This is a genomic window from Eikenella glucosivorans, from assembly GCF_016025525.2.
Taxonomy (GTDB): Bacteria; Pseudomonadota; Gammaproteobacteria; order Burkholderiales; family Neisseriaceae; genus Eikenella; species Eikenella glucosivorans.
Genome location: NZ_JACSGR010000008.1, coordinates 106,086 through 120,144 on the forward strand (window position 1 = coordinate 106,086; position 14,059 = coordinate 120,144).

16 protein-coding genes are annotated in these 14,059 nt (G+C 56.9%); 12 read left to right on the forward strand and 4 right to left on the reverse strand.

Features of this window, described 5'->3' with window-relative positions; translation table 11 throughout:
- The first annotated feature begins 134 nt into the window (after nt 1-134).
- The 5 genes from clpX (at nt 135) to H9Q10_RS11060 (ending at nt 4,995) form a co-directional block, all read left to right on the forward strand.
- Nucleotides 135-1,388 (forward strand): ATP-dependent Clp protease ATP-binding subunit ClpX, encoded by a 1,254-nt coding sequence (gene clpX / locus H9Q10_RS11040; protein ID WP_197904036.1) that lies wholly within the window; start codon nt 135-137, stop codon nt 1,386-1,388.
- A gap of 165 nt (nt 1,389-1,553) precedes the next feature.
- Nucleotides 1,554-1,760 carry a hypothetical protein gene (locus tag H9Q10_RS11045; protein WP_197904094.1) on the forward strand — a complete coding sequence of 69 codons (207 nt, stop codon included), beginning with the start codon at nt 1,554-1,556 and terminating at the stop codon, nt 1,758-1,760.
- 143 nt (nt 1,761-1,903) lie between these two features.
- Nucleotides 1,904-2,647, forward strand: coding sequence for a 30S ribosomal protein S2 (gene rpsB / locus H9Q10_RS11050; RefSeq protein ID WP_197904037.1), 744 nt, complete (start codon nt 1,904-1,906; stop codon nt 2,645-2,647).
- Between the two features lie 111 nt (nt 2,648-2,758).
- A complete protein-coding gene (tsf, locus tag H9Q10_RS11055; RefSeq protein ID WP_197904038.1) occupies nt 2,759-3,613 on the forward strand; it encodes a translation elongation factor Ts in 855 nt (284 codons plus the stop codon).
- Nucleotides 3,614-3,924: 311 nt separating this feature from the next.
- Nucleotides 3,925-4,995 (forward strand): zinc-dependent alcohol dehydrogenase family protein, encoded by a 1,071-nt coding sequence (locus tag H9Q10_RS11060; RefSeq protein WP_197904095.1) that lies wholly within the window; start codon nt 3,925-3,927, stop codon nt 4,993-4,995.
- 389 nt (nt 4,996-5,384) lie between these two features.
- Here H9Q10_RS11060 and H9Q10_RS11065 read toward each other — a convergent pair whose 3' ends face one another.
- From H9Q10_RS11065 to smpB, 4 genes are all read right to left on the reverse strand, one after another.
- Nucleotides 5,385-6,071 carry a hypothetical protein gene (locus tag H9Q10_RS11065; RefSeq protein ID WP_197904039.1) on the reverse strand — a complete coding sequence of 229 codons (687 nt, stop codon included), beginning with the start codon at nt 6,069-6,071 and terminating at the stop codon, nt 5,385-5,387.
- 227 nt (nt 6,072-6,298) lie between these two features.
- Nucleotides 6,299-7,075 (reverse strand): type I methionyl aminopeptidase, encoded by a 777-nt coding sequence (gene map, locus H9Q10_RS11070; RefSeq protein ID WP_197904040.1) that lies wholly within the window; start codon nt 7,073-7,075, stop codon nt 6,299-6,301.
- A gap of 79 nt (nt 7,076-7,154) precedes the next feature.
- Nucleotides 7,155-7,523: a hypothetical protein gene (locus tag H9Q10_RS11075; RefSeq protein ID WP_197904041.1), complete on the reverse strand. Its 369-nt coding sequence runs from the start codon at nt 7,521-7,523 to the stop codon at nt 7,155-7,157.
- Nucleotides 7,524-7,641: 118 nt separating this feature from the next.
- Nucleotides 7,642-8,088, reverse strand: a complete 447-nt coding sequence (gene smpB / locus H9Q10_RS11080) for an SsrA-binding protein SmpB (protein WP_067591749.1) — start codon at nt 8,086-8,088, stop codon at nt 7,642-7,644.
- 167 nt (nt 8,089-8,255) lie between these two features.
- Here smpB and grxB point away from each other — a divergent pair, with 167 nt between their 5' ends.
- The 7 genes from grxB (at nt 8,256) to H9Q10_RS11115 (ending at nt 13,839) form a co-directional block, all read left to right on the forward strand.
- Nucleotides 8,256-8,909 (forward strand): glutaredoxin 2, encoded by a 654-nt coding sequence (gene grxB / locus H9Q10_RS11085; RefSeq protein ID WP_197904042.1) that lies wholly within the window; start codon nt 8,256-8,258, stop codon nt 8,907-8,909.
- Between the two features lie 3 nt (nt 8,910-8,912).
- Nucleotides 8,913-10,238, forward strand: a complete 1,326-nt coding sequence (locus H9Q10_RS11090; protein WP_197904043.1) for a DUF445 domain-containing protein — start codon at nt 8,913-8,915, stop codon at nt 10,236-10,238.
- A 189-nt stretch (nt 10,239-10,427) separates the two neighbouring features.
- Entirely contained in the window at nt 10,428-10,946 is a 519-nt protein-coding gene (locus H9Q10_RS11095) for a hypothetical protein (protein ID WP_197904044.1), read from the forward strand.
- 130 nt (nt 10,947-11,076) lie between these two features.
- Nucleotides 11,077-11,673 (forward strand): SUKH-4 family immunity protein, encoded by a 597-nt coding sequence (locus H9Q10_RS11100; protein ID WP_197904045.1) that lies wholly within the window; start codon nt 11,077-11,079, stop codon nt 11,671-11,673.
- A 67-nt stretch (nt 11,674-11,740) separates the two neighbouring features.
- Nucleotides 11,741-12,076, forward strand: a complete 336-nt coding sequence (locus tag H9Q10_RS11105) for a DUF6984 family protein (RefSeq protein ID WP_197904046.1) — start codon at nt 11,741-11,743, stop codon at nt 12,074-12,076.
- Between the two features lie 112 nt (nt 12,077-12,188).
- Nucleotides 12,189-12,992, forward strand: coding sequence for an alpha/beta fold hydrolase (locus tag H9Q10_RS11110; RefSeq protein WP_338082324.1), 804 nt, complete (start codon nt 12,189-12,191; stop codon nt 12,990-12,992).
- A gap of 187 nt (nt 12,993-13,179) precedes the next feature.
- Entirely contained in the window at nt 13,180-13,839 is a 660-nt protein-coding gene (locus tag H9Q10_RS11115) for an NAD(P)H-dependent oxidoreductase (RefSeq protein ID WP_197904047.1), read from the forward strand.
- Nucleotides 13,840-14,059: the final 220 nt, after the last annotated feature.

Consider the following 14,059-nt stretch of genomic DNA (forward strand, 5'->3'; position numbering starts at 1 on the left):
AGTCTTTTACGTTTGGCGGTGTGCCTTTGCCTGTGCGGGCAAACCGCTTCCCGCGTTGATATGCCGACAGTTTCTCTATATACTTCACAGTTTTGCCGAACCGTTCGGCGCCAATACATTTCGGAAACACTCCAATGAGCAAAGAAACCCGCTACTGTTCTTTTTGCGGCAAATCGGAAGACGAAGTCAAAAACCTGATTGAAGGTGATAATGCATTGATTTGCAATGAATGTGTTGATACCTGCAGTCACATGATCCACAACGGGGATGATGAATCGGACACACCGGAAGGCGGCAGCGAGCGCCTGCCCACCCCGGCCGAAATCGTCAGCAACCTTAACCAGCACGTGATCGGCCAAGAGCAGGCTAAGAAAACCCTGGCCGTGGCCGTGTACAACCACTACAAGCGTCTGCGCCACCCGAAAGAGGGCGACAACGTGGAGCTGGCCAAATCCAACATCCTGCTCATCGGCCCCACCGGTTCGGGCAAAACCTTGCTCGCACAAAGCCTGGCGCGGCGTTTGGACGTGCCGTTCGTGATGGCCGACGCCACCACGCTCACTGAAGCCGGCTACGTGGGCGAAGACGTGGAACAGATCATTACCAAGCTGTTGGGCAACTGCGACTTCAATGTAGAAAAAGCGCAAAAAGGCATTGTCTATATTGATGAAATCGATAAAATTTCGCGCAAGAGCGACAACCCGTCGATTACCCGCGATGTGTCCGGCGAGGGCGTGCAGCAGGCGCTATTGAAGCTGATTGAAGGCACGGTGGCTTCCGTGCCCCCGCAGGGCGGGAGAAAACACCCGAATCAGGATTTTATTCAAGTAGATACCACCAATATCCTGTTTATCTGCGGCGGCGCATTTGCTGGCTTGGAGAAGGTAATCCGCCAGCGCACGGAAAAGGGTGGCATCGGCTTCGGCGCCACGGTGCACAGCAAAGACGAAGATGCCGATGTAACTGAATTGTTTGAAATTGTAGAGCCGGAAGACTTGATTAAATTCGGCCTGATTCCCGAGCTGATCGGCCGCTTGCCGGTGATTGCCACGTTGGCCGAGCTGGACGAAGAGGCGCTGATCAACATCCTCACCGAACCGAAAAATGCGCTGGTGAAACAGTATCAAACGCTGTTTGATATGGAAGGCGTGGAGCTGAAGGTGCAGCCGTCCGCCCTGCGCAGCATTGCCAAACTTGCCATGCAGCGCAAAACCGGCGCGCGCGGGCTGCGCTCGATTGTGGAACGCGCGCTGCTCGATACCATGTTCCGCCTGCCGGACATCAAAGAGCAGGTGAAAACCGTGGTGGTGGACGAAGCGGTGATCGATGAAAACCGCCCGCCTAAGCTGCTCACGGCAGACGGGCAGGAATATCGATTGTCTCAATAGAATAAGTAAAAGGCTACCTGAAAAATCAAGCGGGCTGTATTTGGCTTTTTTGTTTGGCTTCGCCTAAACCCGCTTGTCCCATTTCAACTTCGTTGAAGTTGGCGCTTTAGCTTCGCAGAAACTCGCTTTGCTCGTTTTCAGGTAGCCAATATTGGGAATGATGTGATGTGGCATATTGTGCTAATTGGCTATATCTTTGTTACGCTGATGTTTTCGCTGGCGCAGCCTTCACTGGCGCGGATGCTGATTTACCTGGTGGTGTGGACGATCCTGCCCACATTGTTTGCGTTTTGGGTGGCCTACATCCGTTTGCGCAACAAGCGCCTCAAACAAGCCGAGCGGCAGGCCGGCCAAATCTTGCCAAAACAATAAATTCCCCCTATAATCCCGCAGCTTTCGTTTTGAAAGCTGTTTCTTTTTAACCTCAACGCTCGCATCCGGCACCAAAGGGTGTCTCTGTTTTCAGAGATTCTGTGTGCACGGATGTTTGCTATAACCCTTTGTAAGGAAAATAAATGTCTCAAGTTACTATGCGCCAGATGCTGGAAGCCGGCGTTCACTTCGGCCACCAAACCCGTTACTGGAACCCGAAAATGGAACAATACATTTTCGGCGCCCGCAACAAAATCCACATCATCAACTTGGAAAAAACCCTGCCCCTGTTCCAGGAAGCGCAAGACGCCGTACGCCGTTTGGCAGCCAACAAAGGCACCATCCTATTTGTCGGCACCAAGCGCCAGGCTCGCGACATCGTGCGCGAAGAGGCCACCCGCGCCGGTATGCCTTATGTGGACCACCGTTGGCTGGGCGGCATGCTGACCAACTACAAAACCGTTAAACAGTCTATCAAACGCCTGGAAGAGAAAACCGCCATTTTGGAAAATGCCGAAGCCAGCGGTTACAACAAGAAAGAGCTGCTCACCATTCAGCGCGAAGTGGAAAAACTGGAACGCTCCTTGGGCGGTATTAAAGATATGAAAGGCCTGCCCGACGCGATTTTCGTGATCGATACCGGCTACCAGAAAGGCACGCTCACCGAGGCCGGCAAGCTGGGTATTCCGGTGATCGGCGTGGTGGATAGCAACAACGATCCGGAAGGCGTGAAATACGTGATCCCCGGCAACGACGACTCCGCCAAAGCCATCCGCCTGTACTGCCGCGGCATCGCCGATGCCGTACTGGAAGGCAAAAACCAGGCGCTGGCCGAAACCGTGGCCGCTGCACAGCAGGCCGCTGCCGACGAAGCCGAATCCGCCTAAGTTTGGCATTACATGAGGCTACCTGAAAAACAAACCAAGCCTTCAGGTAGCCTTCAATCTGTCCAGAGTGCGGCATTCGCCGCGTTCATCCCTGAAAATTAGGAGAAAATAATGTCTGCAATTACTGCAAAAATGGTCGCTGACCTGCGTGCTGCCACCGGTTTGGGCATGATGGAATGCAAAAAAGCCTTGGTTGAAGCCAATGGCGACATGGAAAAAGCCGAAGAAATCCTGCGCATCAAATCCGGCGCCAAGGCCAGCAAATTGGCTGGCCGCACCGCTGCCGAAGGCGTGTTGGCCTATGCTATTGAAGGCAATGTAGGTGCCTTGGTGGAAGTGAACTGCGAAACCGACTTCGTGGCCAAAGACACCGGTTTCATCGCTTTCGCCCAGTCTGTCGCCAAAACCGCCGCGCTGAAAAAACCGGCCACGGTTGAAGAGTTGGCTGCATTGGTGGAAGACGAGCGTAAAGCCGTCATTGCCAAGCTGGGCGAGAACATCTCCGTGCGCCGTTTCGAAATCATCGAAGCAGCCAACAGCCTGACCACCTATATCCACGGTGCTGCCGCTACCGAAGGCGTGCTGGTGGAGTACAAAGGTGATGAAACTACCGCCCGTCATGTTGGCATGCACATTGTGGCTTCCAAACCGCAGTGCATTTCTGCCGAGCAGGTGGATCCCGAAGTGGTGGCCAAAGAGCGCCACATCTACACCGAGCAGGCCATCGCTTCCGGCAAACCGGCCGAAATCGCTGCCAAAATGGTGGAAGGCCGCGTGAAGAAGTTCTTGGCTGAAGTGACCTTGTTGGGCCAGCCCTTCGTGATGAATCCCGATCAAACCGTAGAGCAGTTCCTGAAACAGCAGAAAACCGAAATCGTCAACTTCGTCCGCTACAAAGTGGGTGACGGTATCGAGAAAAAAGAAGTGGATTATGCCGCCGAAGTGGCTGCCGCTGCCAAAGTTTAATCGTTAAACTGCTTAAAACCAGCCTCTTTCCGAATGGAACGGGGCTGGTTTTTTGTGCATGATTGTTTGAATTTGATGGAAGCCATATTTTCAGGTAGCCGAGCTTGCTTTCACAAAAATGATAGCGGGCAGTATGTAATTTAATCTTGTTATAGCATAACATCATATTTTAACTGGAAAATTTAACCGTTTATTTTGCTAATTTCCGATAAAGCGGATTATAATGACCACAGTTCGGCGCATTGCCGGACTTTTCCCCATAACTGATTGCCGAGCGGCAGTCCCATCAGGAGAACATTATGAGTAAGACCATGAAAGCCATGACTTATTACGGTGAAAACGATGTCCGTTTCGAAGACCGTCCGGTGCCGACCATCATTGATCCCACCGATGCTATCATTCGTGTTACCAAAACCACTATCTGCGGTACCGACTTGGGCATCATGAAAGGCAAAAACCCGGAAATCGAAGCCGTTGCCCGCGAAAAAACCGGTAAATGGGAAGGACGCATCCTTGGGCATGAAGCAATCGGCGTGGTAGAAGAAGTCGGCTCCGCCGTGAAAGACTTCAAAAAAGGCGATAAAGTAATCGTATCCTGCGTGAGCCGCTGCGGCACTTGCGACAACTGCCAGAAACAACTCTACGCCCACTGCCGCAAAGACGGCGGCTGGATCATGGGCTATATGATCGACGGCACTCAGGCCGAATACGTGCGTACCCCGTTTGCCGACAACTCGCTCTATCACCTGCCCGAAACCCTGAACACCGATGTGGCCGTGTTCCTGTCCGACGCGCTGCCCACCGGCCACGAAATCGGCGTGCAGTATGGCCAGGTAAAACCCGGTGACGCCATTGCCATCGTGGGCGCCGGCCCCGTGGGCATGGGCTGCCTCCTGACTTCCCAGTTCTACTCCCCCGCCACCATCATCGTGGTTGATATGGACGAAAACCGCCTGGCCATGGCCAAGGAAATGGGCGCCACCCACACCGTCAATCCGAACAAGGAAGACGCCGTAGCCAAGATTTTGGAAATCACCGGCGGCCGTGGCGTGGACTGCGCCATGGAAGCCGTGGGCTACCCCGCCACTTGGGACATTTGCCAGCAGGTGGTGAAAGAAGGCGGCCACGTGGCCAACGTGGGCGTGCATGGCAAACCGGTTGAGTTCGATCTGGCCAAACTGTGGATCAAGAACATCACCGTTACCACCGGCCTGGTGAACGCCAACACCACCGGCATGCTGCTGAAAGCCTGCGAATCCAGCAAACTGCCGATGGACAAATTGGCCACCCACCGCTTCAAATTCAGCGAAATGGAAAAGGCCTACGACGTGTTCAAACACGCGGCTGACACCAAAGCGATGAAAGTGATTATCGAGGTGTAAGCCCGATTATTTGCTAGCTTGATGAGGCTACCTGAAATATTTCAGCTCCGCAGAAACTTGCGTTGCTCATTTTTCAGGTAGCCTTTTGCTACATATGAAAGAAGGTGTTTGCTACGGATAAAACGGAAAACAGATTAAACCTTTTGCAGAATTCTTAATTTAAAGGCGGATTTTTATCTGCGTTGAATCTTGCTAAGCTCAAGCACTCAAACGAATAGGGGTTAAGGGTGGATATAAAATTCACCCCTATGGCTGATTGAATGATGATTTTGCAAAGGTTTCAGGCTACCTGAAAATGAGGTTCCACAGGAAGACGAGTTTCTGTGGAGCTGAAATATTTCAGGTAGCCTTTGTTTGATTTGAAAAAGCCGTTTGGCAGGCAAGTTGGTTTAATGCCTCGGCTGGCGGTAGTTGTCGAGATCGACGATGCGCTCGAGCAGCATGTCGCACAGGTCGTCCATGCTGTCTTCGTCGAAGGAGGCGTTTTCGGCCACGAGGTCTTCGAGCCAGTCGAGGCTGCGGCACAGGCGCTGGTAGTTGATGTCGGTGAAGGCGGCGGGGCTGGCGGTGAGTTCGCGCTGGAGCAGGGCGAGGCCGTCGTCGCACAGTGCGTCCCAGGCGCCGAGGCGGCAGGATTCGCAGATGTCTTCGGCCACGCGCGCCATTTCTCCGGTGCTTCCGCTGCTTTCAAACAGGCGTTGGGCTTCTTTGCCGTAGGCGGTGTCTTCAAAGTATTCCTGCCAAGGCTGGAAGGCCATGCCGGGGAAGTTTTGCGGCACGAATTGCTCGGGCAGGCGGGAGAGCAGGGCGAGCAGCTCGTCGGCGGTGTAGAAACGGCCGTGGTAGCCGCTTTTCACGGGGTCGGGGATTTCGCCCCAGTAGTAGCCGCTGAATTCTTCGAGGACGATTTGGAAGGTGTTGTCTTGCCGGTCGATGATGCCGAGGAAGTCGGGGTGCAGCTGGAGCCGGTGGAAGTAGGATGGCAGTTCAGCGGCGGGAACGGTGACGGGGTTGTTGCCGTCGATGTGGCTGTCGTCGGTGTAGAAGGAGTAGAAGATCTGATAGTGGCGGTTCATGATGCGGGCCGGTTGTGCCGTTTGGTGCGGCAATGGAAAGGGGCTGCCTGAAACGGGGTTTGCGGGAACCGGGTTTCGGGTGGGGAAGGTTGGAAGCGTGGCCGCCCGGGTTTTAGCTTCGCAGAAATTCAGCTTCCTGCGGAAACATCGTTTTAGCTTCGCAGAAACTCTGCTTCCTGCGGAAACATCGTTTTCAGGTAGCCTGATGCGGCGGGCGGGGCAGCTGCTTAGGGCTTGCCGGTGCGCGGGCTGATGGTGAGGATTTCGTAACCGGTGTCGGTAACGAGGACTTCGTGCTCCCATTGGGCGGAGAGTTTGCGGTCTTTGGTGACCACGGTCCAACCGTCGTCGAGGATGCGCAGGTGGCGTTTGCCTTGGTTGATCATGGGTTCGATGGTGAAGATCATGCCGGGCTGCAACACGGGGCCGGTGCCTTTTTTGCCGTAGTGGACGACTTGCGGGTCTTCGTGGAAGCCTCGGCCGATGCCGTGGCCGCAGAATTCCTGTACCACGGAGTAGCCGGCGTTTTCGGCCACTTGCTGGCAGGCGTGGCCGATGTCGCCGAGGGTGGCGCCGGGCTTCACGGCGGCGATGCCGGCCATCATGCTCTGGTGGGTGACGTCGATCAGGCGCTGCGCCTGAGGGCTGATGTTGCCCACGGCATACATGCGGCTGGAATCACCGTGGAAGCCATCTTTTTTCAGGGTGATGTCGATGTTGAGGATATCGCCGTTTTTCAGGGGCTTGTCGTTAGGTATGCCGTGACAGATCACGTGGTTTACCGAGGTGCAGCAGGATTTGGGGTAGGGCGGGTTGCCGTAGTGCAGGGGGGCGGGGTAGCCGCCTTGCACGTTCACTTGGTAGTCGTGCACCAGCTGGTTGAGCTCGTTGGTGGTGACGCCGGGTTTGACGAAGTCGCCGATGTAGTCGAGCGCTTCGGCGGCAAGGCGGCCGAGTTCGCGCATTTTGGCGATTTCTTCGGGGGTTTTGATGATGATGGCCATGTTGTTTTCCTAATAATCGGGGAGGCTACCTGAAAATGCTGGCTTCAAGGAAGTTGAAATGGTTTTAGGTAGCCTTTGCTTATTCTTGCTCGCTGTTGCGGCGCGCTCGGCGGGGCAGGCCGTGGGCGCCGTATTTGCGTGGAACGATGCCGCTGCGGGCGAGCAGCATGAGGCCGCCGAGCAGCATCATGCCGAGTGCGGCCAGCGGGGCGAAACCGATATACATTTGGTTGCGCAGGTAGATGGCGGCACCGAGATACATGAGCATGGGGCCGTGTACGATGCTTTGGGTGTTAATGCCGTCGAGCAGGAGCAGGGCGATGCCGCCTGCGGCCAGGGCGAGGGCGACCAGGGTGGCGGTGGTGGGCAGGATGTCGGTGCTGCTGAGAAACCAGATGGCGCCGAAAATAATCAGCAGGACGGGGAGGAAGAGGGAGCTGCGTTGCATGGTGTTTTCCTGTGGAAGGCTACCTGAAAATTTCGGCTGGAATGAAGCGGGTGCGGAGAAATATGTTCAGCTTCGAAGAAGCCGGCGCTTTCAGGTAGCCTCAACGATGGCGTGGGGGTTAGCGGGCCTGTTTCATCAGGCGCTGTTTTTCGCGTTTCCAGTCGGCTTCTTTCATGCTTTGGCGTTTGTCGTGCTGCTTTTTGCCTTTGGCCAGGCCGATGTCCATTTTGATGTAGCCGCGCCGGTAGTGCAGGTTGAGCGGCACGAGGGTGTAGCCGCTGCGCTCCACTTTGCCGATGAGCTTGTTGATTTCGGCCTGTTTGAGCAGGAGTTTGCGCTGCCGCACGGGATCGGGCTTCACGTGGGTGGAGGCGGTGGGCAGGGCGGTGATGTGGCAGCCCACCAGGTAAAATGCGTCTTTTTTCCAGTGAATATAGCTCTCTTTGAGCTGCACGCGGCCGGCGCGGATGGCTTTCACTTCCCAGCCATCGAGCACCAATCCGGCTTCGAGCTGGTCTTCGATGAAATAGTCGTGGAAGGCTTTTTTGTTGTTGGCGATACTCATGATGTTTGCTGCTTCGGTTCAGAAAGCGGATTTTAACAGCAAACCGTGCCGCTGAACATTCACAGAGGTATGCGGAGAAGATAGGCTGAAAGCCGTTTTGCATTTTCAGGTAGCCTCCCGCGCTATGCTACAATCCTCACGTATCCACTCCCGCTAAGGAAAACGCCATGAAACTCTATGTTTACGACCATTGCCCCTTTTGTGTACGCGCCCGCATGATTTTCGGCCTGCGCGGCGTGCCGGTGGAAGAAATCGTATTGCTCAACGACGACGAAGCCACGCCCATCGGCCTTATCGGCGCCAAACAGGTGCCCATCCTGCAAAAGCCCGACGGCAGCCACATGGGCGAGAGCCTCGACATCGTGCGATTTATCGACGAATACGCCGGCCAAGCGCGCCTGAACGAAACCGTCCGCCCCGAAGCGCAGGCCTGGTTTGATAAGGTGGGCAAATACTACAACCGCCTGGTGATGCCGCGCGAAGTGCGCCTTGAGCCGCCGCTGCCCGAATTTGCCACCCAAGCCGCCATCGACTACTTCGTGCACAAAAAAGAGCAAAACATCGGCAACTTCGAGCAAAATCTGGCCGACACACCAAGCTACCTCGAACGCATCCATGCCGACCTGGCCGAGCTTGCCGCCCTGCTGCCCGAGCCCTATTTCAACGGCACCGAGCCCGGCATGGAGGACATCATCCTCTTCCCCGTGCTGCGCAACCTCACGCTGGTGAAAGGCATCGCCTTTCCCGCCAAACTGCAAAGCTACCTCGGGCGCATGGCCGCCGCCAGCAAAGTGCCCACCTATGCCGAGCGTGCCATCTAAGCCATGAACATTTTGGCCGACCAAGCCCGCGAAGCCGCCGCCCGCGCCCGTCTGCAGCACAGCCGGCGTTGGGCCGGCGGCCTGCTGTTGGCTGCTGTATTGCTGTTTGTCGCCTCATCCCTGTTTCTCCATCGCCACCCCGGCATAGGCTACCTGAAAGCCTTCGCCGAAGCCGCTATGGTGGGCGCGCTGGCCGACTGGTTTGCCGTTACCGCCTTATTCCGCCACCCGCTCGGCCTTAAAATCCCCCACACCGCCATCCTCCCGCGCAACCAAAGCCGCATTGCTGACGAGCTCGGCCGCTTCATCGAAACCAACTTCCTGCCCGAGCGCCCCATCGCCATCCGCATCTACCGCCTGCGCCCCGCCGACAAACTCCTGCGCTGGCTCGCACGCGCCGAAAACCGCCGCGAATGGCTGCTCCCCCTCGCGCAAAAACTCCCGGCCGCCCTGCAAAGCATCCCGCCCGAAGAAGCCGCCCGCCTCGGCGCCGCCTTTTTAGCCACGCATGGCAGCGGCAAACAAATCGGAGCCATCCTCTCGCAAAGCCTCCTGCTGCTGGAAAGCCAAGGGCTACCTGAAAACCTGCACACCGCACTGCTCGGCCAAATCCGCCGCTGGCTGCATCAGCCGCACACCCGCGTCTTGCTCGAAGAAAACCTGCGCGCCTGGGCAGAGCAAATCGAAAGCGCCCGGCCTGATACCTGGGATAAAATCAAAGCCCAGCTGCGCGGCCGGCTGGTGGGCCAGATCGACGGCTGGGTGGCGCAAAAAGCCCTCGATTGGGCCGACAACTACACCGCCGCCGCCCTGGCCGACCCGCAGCACGAAATGCGCGCCGCCTTCCGCCGCCAATACCGCCGCTTCGCACTCGAGCTCGCCCAATCCGAAGCCTGGCACCGCAAACTCGCCCTCGCCAAACGCCAGCTTGCCGATTCCCCCGAGCTGCAACGCAGCCTCGCCGGATTGTGGCAAAGTCTTGTCCAGCGCCTCGCCGCCGACGTGCACAGCCCCGATTCAGCCACCCTCCGCCGCCTCGACAGCCTGCTCACCGGCCTGCTGCAACGCTATGCCGCCACACCGCGCCAACAGCGCCACCTCAACGCCCGCCTCGCGCTGCTCGCCCGCAGCCTCGTGCGCCGTTACCGCCGCCGTGCCGCCGAATTCGTGGCCGACAAAGTGAAAAGCTGGGACAGCCGCCAGATGAGCGACAAACTCGAGCTCTCCATCGGCCGCGATTTGCAGTTTATCCGCATCAACGGCACCTTGGTTGGCGGCTTAGTCGGCCTGCTGATTTACACCATCAGCCGCTGGCTGCCTGCATTATAGTTCCTTGTTGCAGTTCATTTTCCAAGGCAAGAGGCTACCTGAAAACAATCAACGCAGATTTCTGCGAAGCTAAAGATTTCAGGTAGCCTATGATAAATATTTACAAGGTAATATTATGAAATATATCTATATATTTATACTGTATTTGTTGTCGGTCTGCTCTCAGGCAGCACCTGGGCTGAGACCTTTTTGATTGCCCGCCAAACATACTTACCGAAATTGTCTGTACTGTTCGTGAATACCGATAGGCTTTTCAATTTGTTAGGAGAAAAAGAAGGGGCAGAGGTATTGAAAAAAAATGTTCAGGAATTGGATGAGTTGCTTGCAAGTTATGAAATGAAAATACCAACAAAAGAATTCTATTTCGGAGAACAGGGTTTGAAAGATTTAATTACAGAGCCCACAGCCACCTTAATTCGGCCGAAAACTCCGCCGATGGCAGCTACTAATGGTATTGATGCCTATATTTACAATTTAAGCACACCCGAGGGCGGAGTAATGCTTGCGAGTAGTAGCAAGGTAACCTTATGGGTGAGTGGGCAGACCGTGCAAGCCAAAATCTTGAATGAAAAAGATGTATTGCCAGGAGAACTCGTGGACTTAATATTAGTGTTAGATCATCCAGTTCGTACGATTGAAGGAGAGCGCATGTTTTTGCAAGTAAATGGAAAATTGGCCTCTCTCGGCGTAGTAACTAATATACATTAACTCAAAGGTAGATTACCTGAAAGCGCCAGCTTCGACGAAATGGAAACAAGCAACGTGAATTTCTATGAAACAAAAATTTTCAGGTAATCCGCACATCCTGTGTTAATACTAACCACATCAACATATCACCATGAACCTCGCCCGCGCCCTTGCCGCCGACCGCATCTCCGTCCTCCATCCCGCCGCCTATTCAGCCGGAGCGCCGCAAAGCCTCGACACCATTTTTAAAGACGGCATCGCCTACCTTGCCGACTACCCGCCCGCCCGTTTTTACTTCGTCCGCTTCCCCGACGAAACCATCGCCATCCAAACCCCGCGCGGCGAAGCCCGCTGCTTCGGCAAATACGGCTACGGAGGCAGCTATTTCGTGCAGCTTGCCGATGGCGCCGTGTGGCTGTATTCGCCGCAGGCCGAAAACGGGTGGGAACAGGAATGGGTGTTGGCCAACAGCAGCCTGGCCTTGTTTGTGCAAAGCTATTGCCGGCTGATGGCCGCCGTGTTCCGGCTGAAAGCCGATTTTGCCGGCGGCGGGGAAAAGGGTGAAACCTTTGCCGCCCAACTGCAAAGCTGGCTCGCCCAAGCCGACCCCGCCGCCGCAGCCGGCGACGCCTTCTGGCCCACCCCGTTTTATGAAATCGAAGAAGGTTTTTTCCCGCTGGCGCACAACCCCGTACACCGCCAAATCGGCATGCCCGAACACCGCTATCAGGAAAATCAGGCTACCTGAAAACGATGTTTCCGAAGGAAGCAGAGTTTCTGCGAAGCTAAAACCCAAACCACGCAAACGGCAAAACATGACACCCCAGCCACGCCCGCCCAGCCCCGGAGAAACCCGCCTGCTGCACATCCTGCTCCGGCGCATCCGCCCCCAATATGCCGCGCTCCCCATCAGCTTCCCCGAGCGTGTCGCCTCCCTCGAAGACGGCGGCATGGGCAGTTTCTCCTTCGCCTACGAAGAAGAAAGAAAAGATAATTTGCCCACCCTCGCCATCGCCGAATACCAGTTTCCAGACCAAGACGGCGTCCCCGTATTGGCCACCCTGTATGCCTATGGCGACGGCCGGCTGCACAGCCTAGACATCTGGAAGGCAGACTTCAGCCCCCTGCTTGCCTATCCCGAAATCCCGTAACCTGCAATCTGCCCGGGTAAGCCAAATATTTTTCAGGTAGCCTCAGCCGGCCGCCGGAGGCTACCTGAAAAAAGGAACGAGCTTCTGCCAACCTCAACCCGAGCCAACTATCATGCATTCCCGCCGCACCTTCCTCCAAACCGCCGCAGCCGCCATACTGTCCGCCTGCTCCACCGCCGTATCCGCACGCTCGCCCCGAGCGGGCAGGGCGGACAGCCCACAATATCTCGCCCACGAAAGGAAACCCGCCATGAACACCATCTCCCATCTCGGCGCCGACCTGTTCTACCGCACCGGCGGCCCAGCCGGCGCGCCCGCCCTCCTGCTGCTGCACGGCGGCTTGGGCTCGGCGGAAGACTTCGCCGCCCTCATGCCCGAGCTGCAACGGCACTTTTTTACCATCGAAACCGACACGCGCGGCCACGGCCGTTCCACCCGCGGCAGTGTCCCGCTCACCTACGCCCAGATTGCCGACGACGCCCGCCATCTGGCCGACGCGCTCGGTTTGCGCGCCTACCACCTGTTCGGCTTTTCCGACGGAGGCACGGCGGCCTACCGCTTGGCCGCCGCCGATGCGCGGGTGCAGTCCGTGCTCACTGTGGGCGCGTCGTGGCACAGCCGCCAGCTTGCCGCCGTGCGCGAGATGTTCGAAAGCCTCACGCCCGAATTTTTCCGCGAAAATATGGCCGCGCAAGTGGCTGCCTACGAAAAACTGAACCCGCAGCCCGACCTGCCCGCGCTCGCCGCCGCCTTGAAACAGCTGTGGCTGGACACTTCGGCCACCGGCTATCCAAACGAAGCCGTTGCCCGAATCCAAGCCCCCGTGCTGGCCGCGCGCGGCGAGGGCGACTTCCTGCTGTCGCTCAACGATTTGGCCGACTTGCGCTGCGCACCGTGCTGCCCGAAGCGCACCTGATGAATGTGCCATTCGCGCAGCACGAAGCCATCAAAGAACAGCCCGCCATCCTGTGGGCGGCAGCCAAAGCGTTTTACCGTTTGTAAACACCTTATCCATATTTTCAGGTAGCCTCCAGCCGGCCGCCGGAAGGCTACCTGAAAACCGCAACCCAGCTCAAACCAGCTATTTTCTGAAAGGATTCCCCATGCTTCTCACCCGCCAGCAAGCCCTCGCCATTTTCCGCCGCCGCGTGTCCACCCGCTATTACGACCCCGCGCGCAAAATCAGTGCCGAAGACTTTGCCGCCATCCTCGATTTCGGCCGCCTCTCGCCCAGCTCCGTCGGCAGCGAGCCGTGGCGCTTCCTGGTGGTGCAGAATGCCGGGCTGCGCGAGCAGATCAAACCCGTGGCCTGGGGCATGCAGACCGCCATTGCCGAAGCCAGCCACCTCGTGATCCTGCTGGCGAAAAAACACGCCCGCTACGATAGCCCCTTTTTCAGCGAACTGATGAGCCGGCGCGGCTTCACGCCCGAGCAGCGCGCCGCCGCCCTCGAACGCTACCGCAGCTTTCAAACCCACGACATGCCCATCGCCGATAACGAACGCGCCCTATTCGACTGGGCCAGCAAGCAAACTTACATTGCGCTGGCCAATATGCTCACCGGTGCCGCCATGCTCGGCATCGATTCCTGCCCGATCGAAGGCATGGACTACGCCGCCGTGGAAAACATCCTGGCCGAAGCCGGGCTGCTCGATCCCGCCGAATACGGCGTATCTGTGGCCGCCACATTCGGCTACCGCGCCCGCGACATTTCGCCGAAACCGCGCCGCGACGCTGCCGAAACCGTGGTGTGGGCGGAATAGGGCGCCCGATTGCGCGGAAGGTTTCAGTTTCGCAGAAGCCCGTACCGTTTGTTTTCAGATAGCCTGTTTGCCATGCAGGCTACTTGAAAATCCGGCATAGCGTTGCCGCAAACGCCAGGCCGACTAAGGAAACTTCGGATTGCCTTCAGCAGAAAGTTTAACTGCGCTGAAGCCACATTTTGGTTTTCAGGTAGCCTCCAAGCGCAGGCAAAACGCCGCC

Excerpts from the sequence above, each read along its gene's own strand:
- H9Q10_RS11045 (WP_197904094.1), top strand. The coding sequence starts at position 1,554 with ATGTGGCATATTGTGCTAATTGGCTATATCTTTGTTACGCTGATGTTT.
- H9Q10_RS11105 (WP_197904046.1), top strand. The coding sequence starts at position 11,741 with ATGACACCCCAGCCACGCCCGCCCAGCCCCGGAGAAACCCGCCTGCTG.
- tsf (WP_197904038.1), top strand. The coding sequence starts at position 2,759 with ATGTCTGCAATTACTGCAAAAATGGTCGCTGACCTGCGTGCTGCCACC.
- smpB (WP_067591749.1), bottom strand. The coding sequence starts at position 8,088 with ATGAGTATCGCCAACAACAAAAAAGCCTTCCACGACTATTTCATCGAA.
- clpX (WP_197904036.1), top strand. The coding sequence starts at position 135 with ATGAGCAAAGAAACCCGCTACTGTTCTTTTTGCGGCAAATCGGAAGAC.
- map (WP_197904040.1), bottom strand. The coding sequence starts at position 7,075 with ATGGCCATCATCATCAAAACCCCCGAAGAAATCGCCAAAATGCGCGAA.
- H9Q10_RS11100 (WP_197904045.1), top strand. The coding sequence starts at position 11,077 with ATGAACCTCGCCCGCGCCCTTGCCGCCGACCGCATCTCCGTCCTCCAT.
- grxB (WP_197904042.1), top strand. The coding sequence starts at position 8,256 with ATGAAACTCTATGTTTACGACCATTGCCCCTTTTGTGTACGCGCCCGC.
- H9Q10_RS11060 (WP_197904095.1), top strand. The coding sequence starts at position 3,925 with ATGAAAGCCATGACTTATTACGGTGAAAACGATGTCCGTTTCGAAGAC.
- rpsB (WP_197904037.1), top strand. The coding sequence starts at position 1,904 with ATGTCTCAAGTTACTATGCGCCAGATGCTGGAAGCCGGCGTTCACTTC.
- H9Q10_RS11110 (WP_338082324.1), top strand. The coding sequence starts at position 12,189 with ATGCATTCCCGCCGCACCTTCCTCCAAACCGCCGCAGCCGCCATACTG.
- H9Q10_RS11115 (WP_197904047.1), top strand. The coding sequence starts at position 13,180 with ATGCTTCTCACCCGCCAGCAAGCCCTCGCCATTTTCCGCCGCCGCGTG.
- H9Q10_RS11065 (WP_197904039.1), bottom strand. The coding sequence starts at position 6,071 with ATGAACCGCCACTATCAGATCTTCTACTCCTTCTACACCGACGACAGC.
- H9Q10_RS11090 (WP_197904043.1), top strand. The coding sequence starts at position 8,913 with ATGAACATTTTGGCCGACCAAGCCCGCGAAGCCGCCGCCCGCGCCCGT.
- H9Q10_RS11075 (WP_197904041.1), bottom strand. The coding sequence starts at position 7,523 with ATGCAACGCAGCTCCCTCTTCCTCCCCGTCCTGCTGATTATTTTCGGC.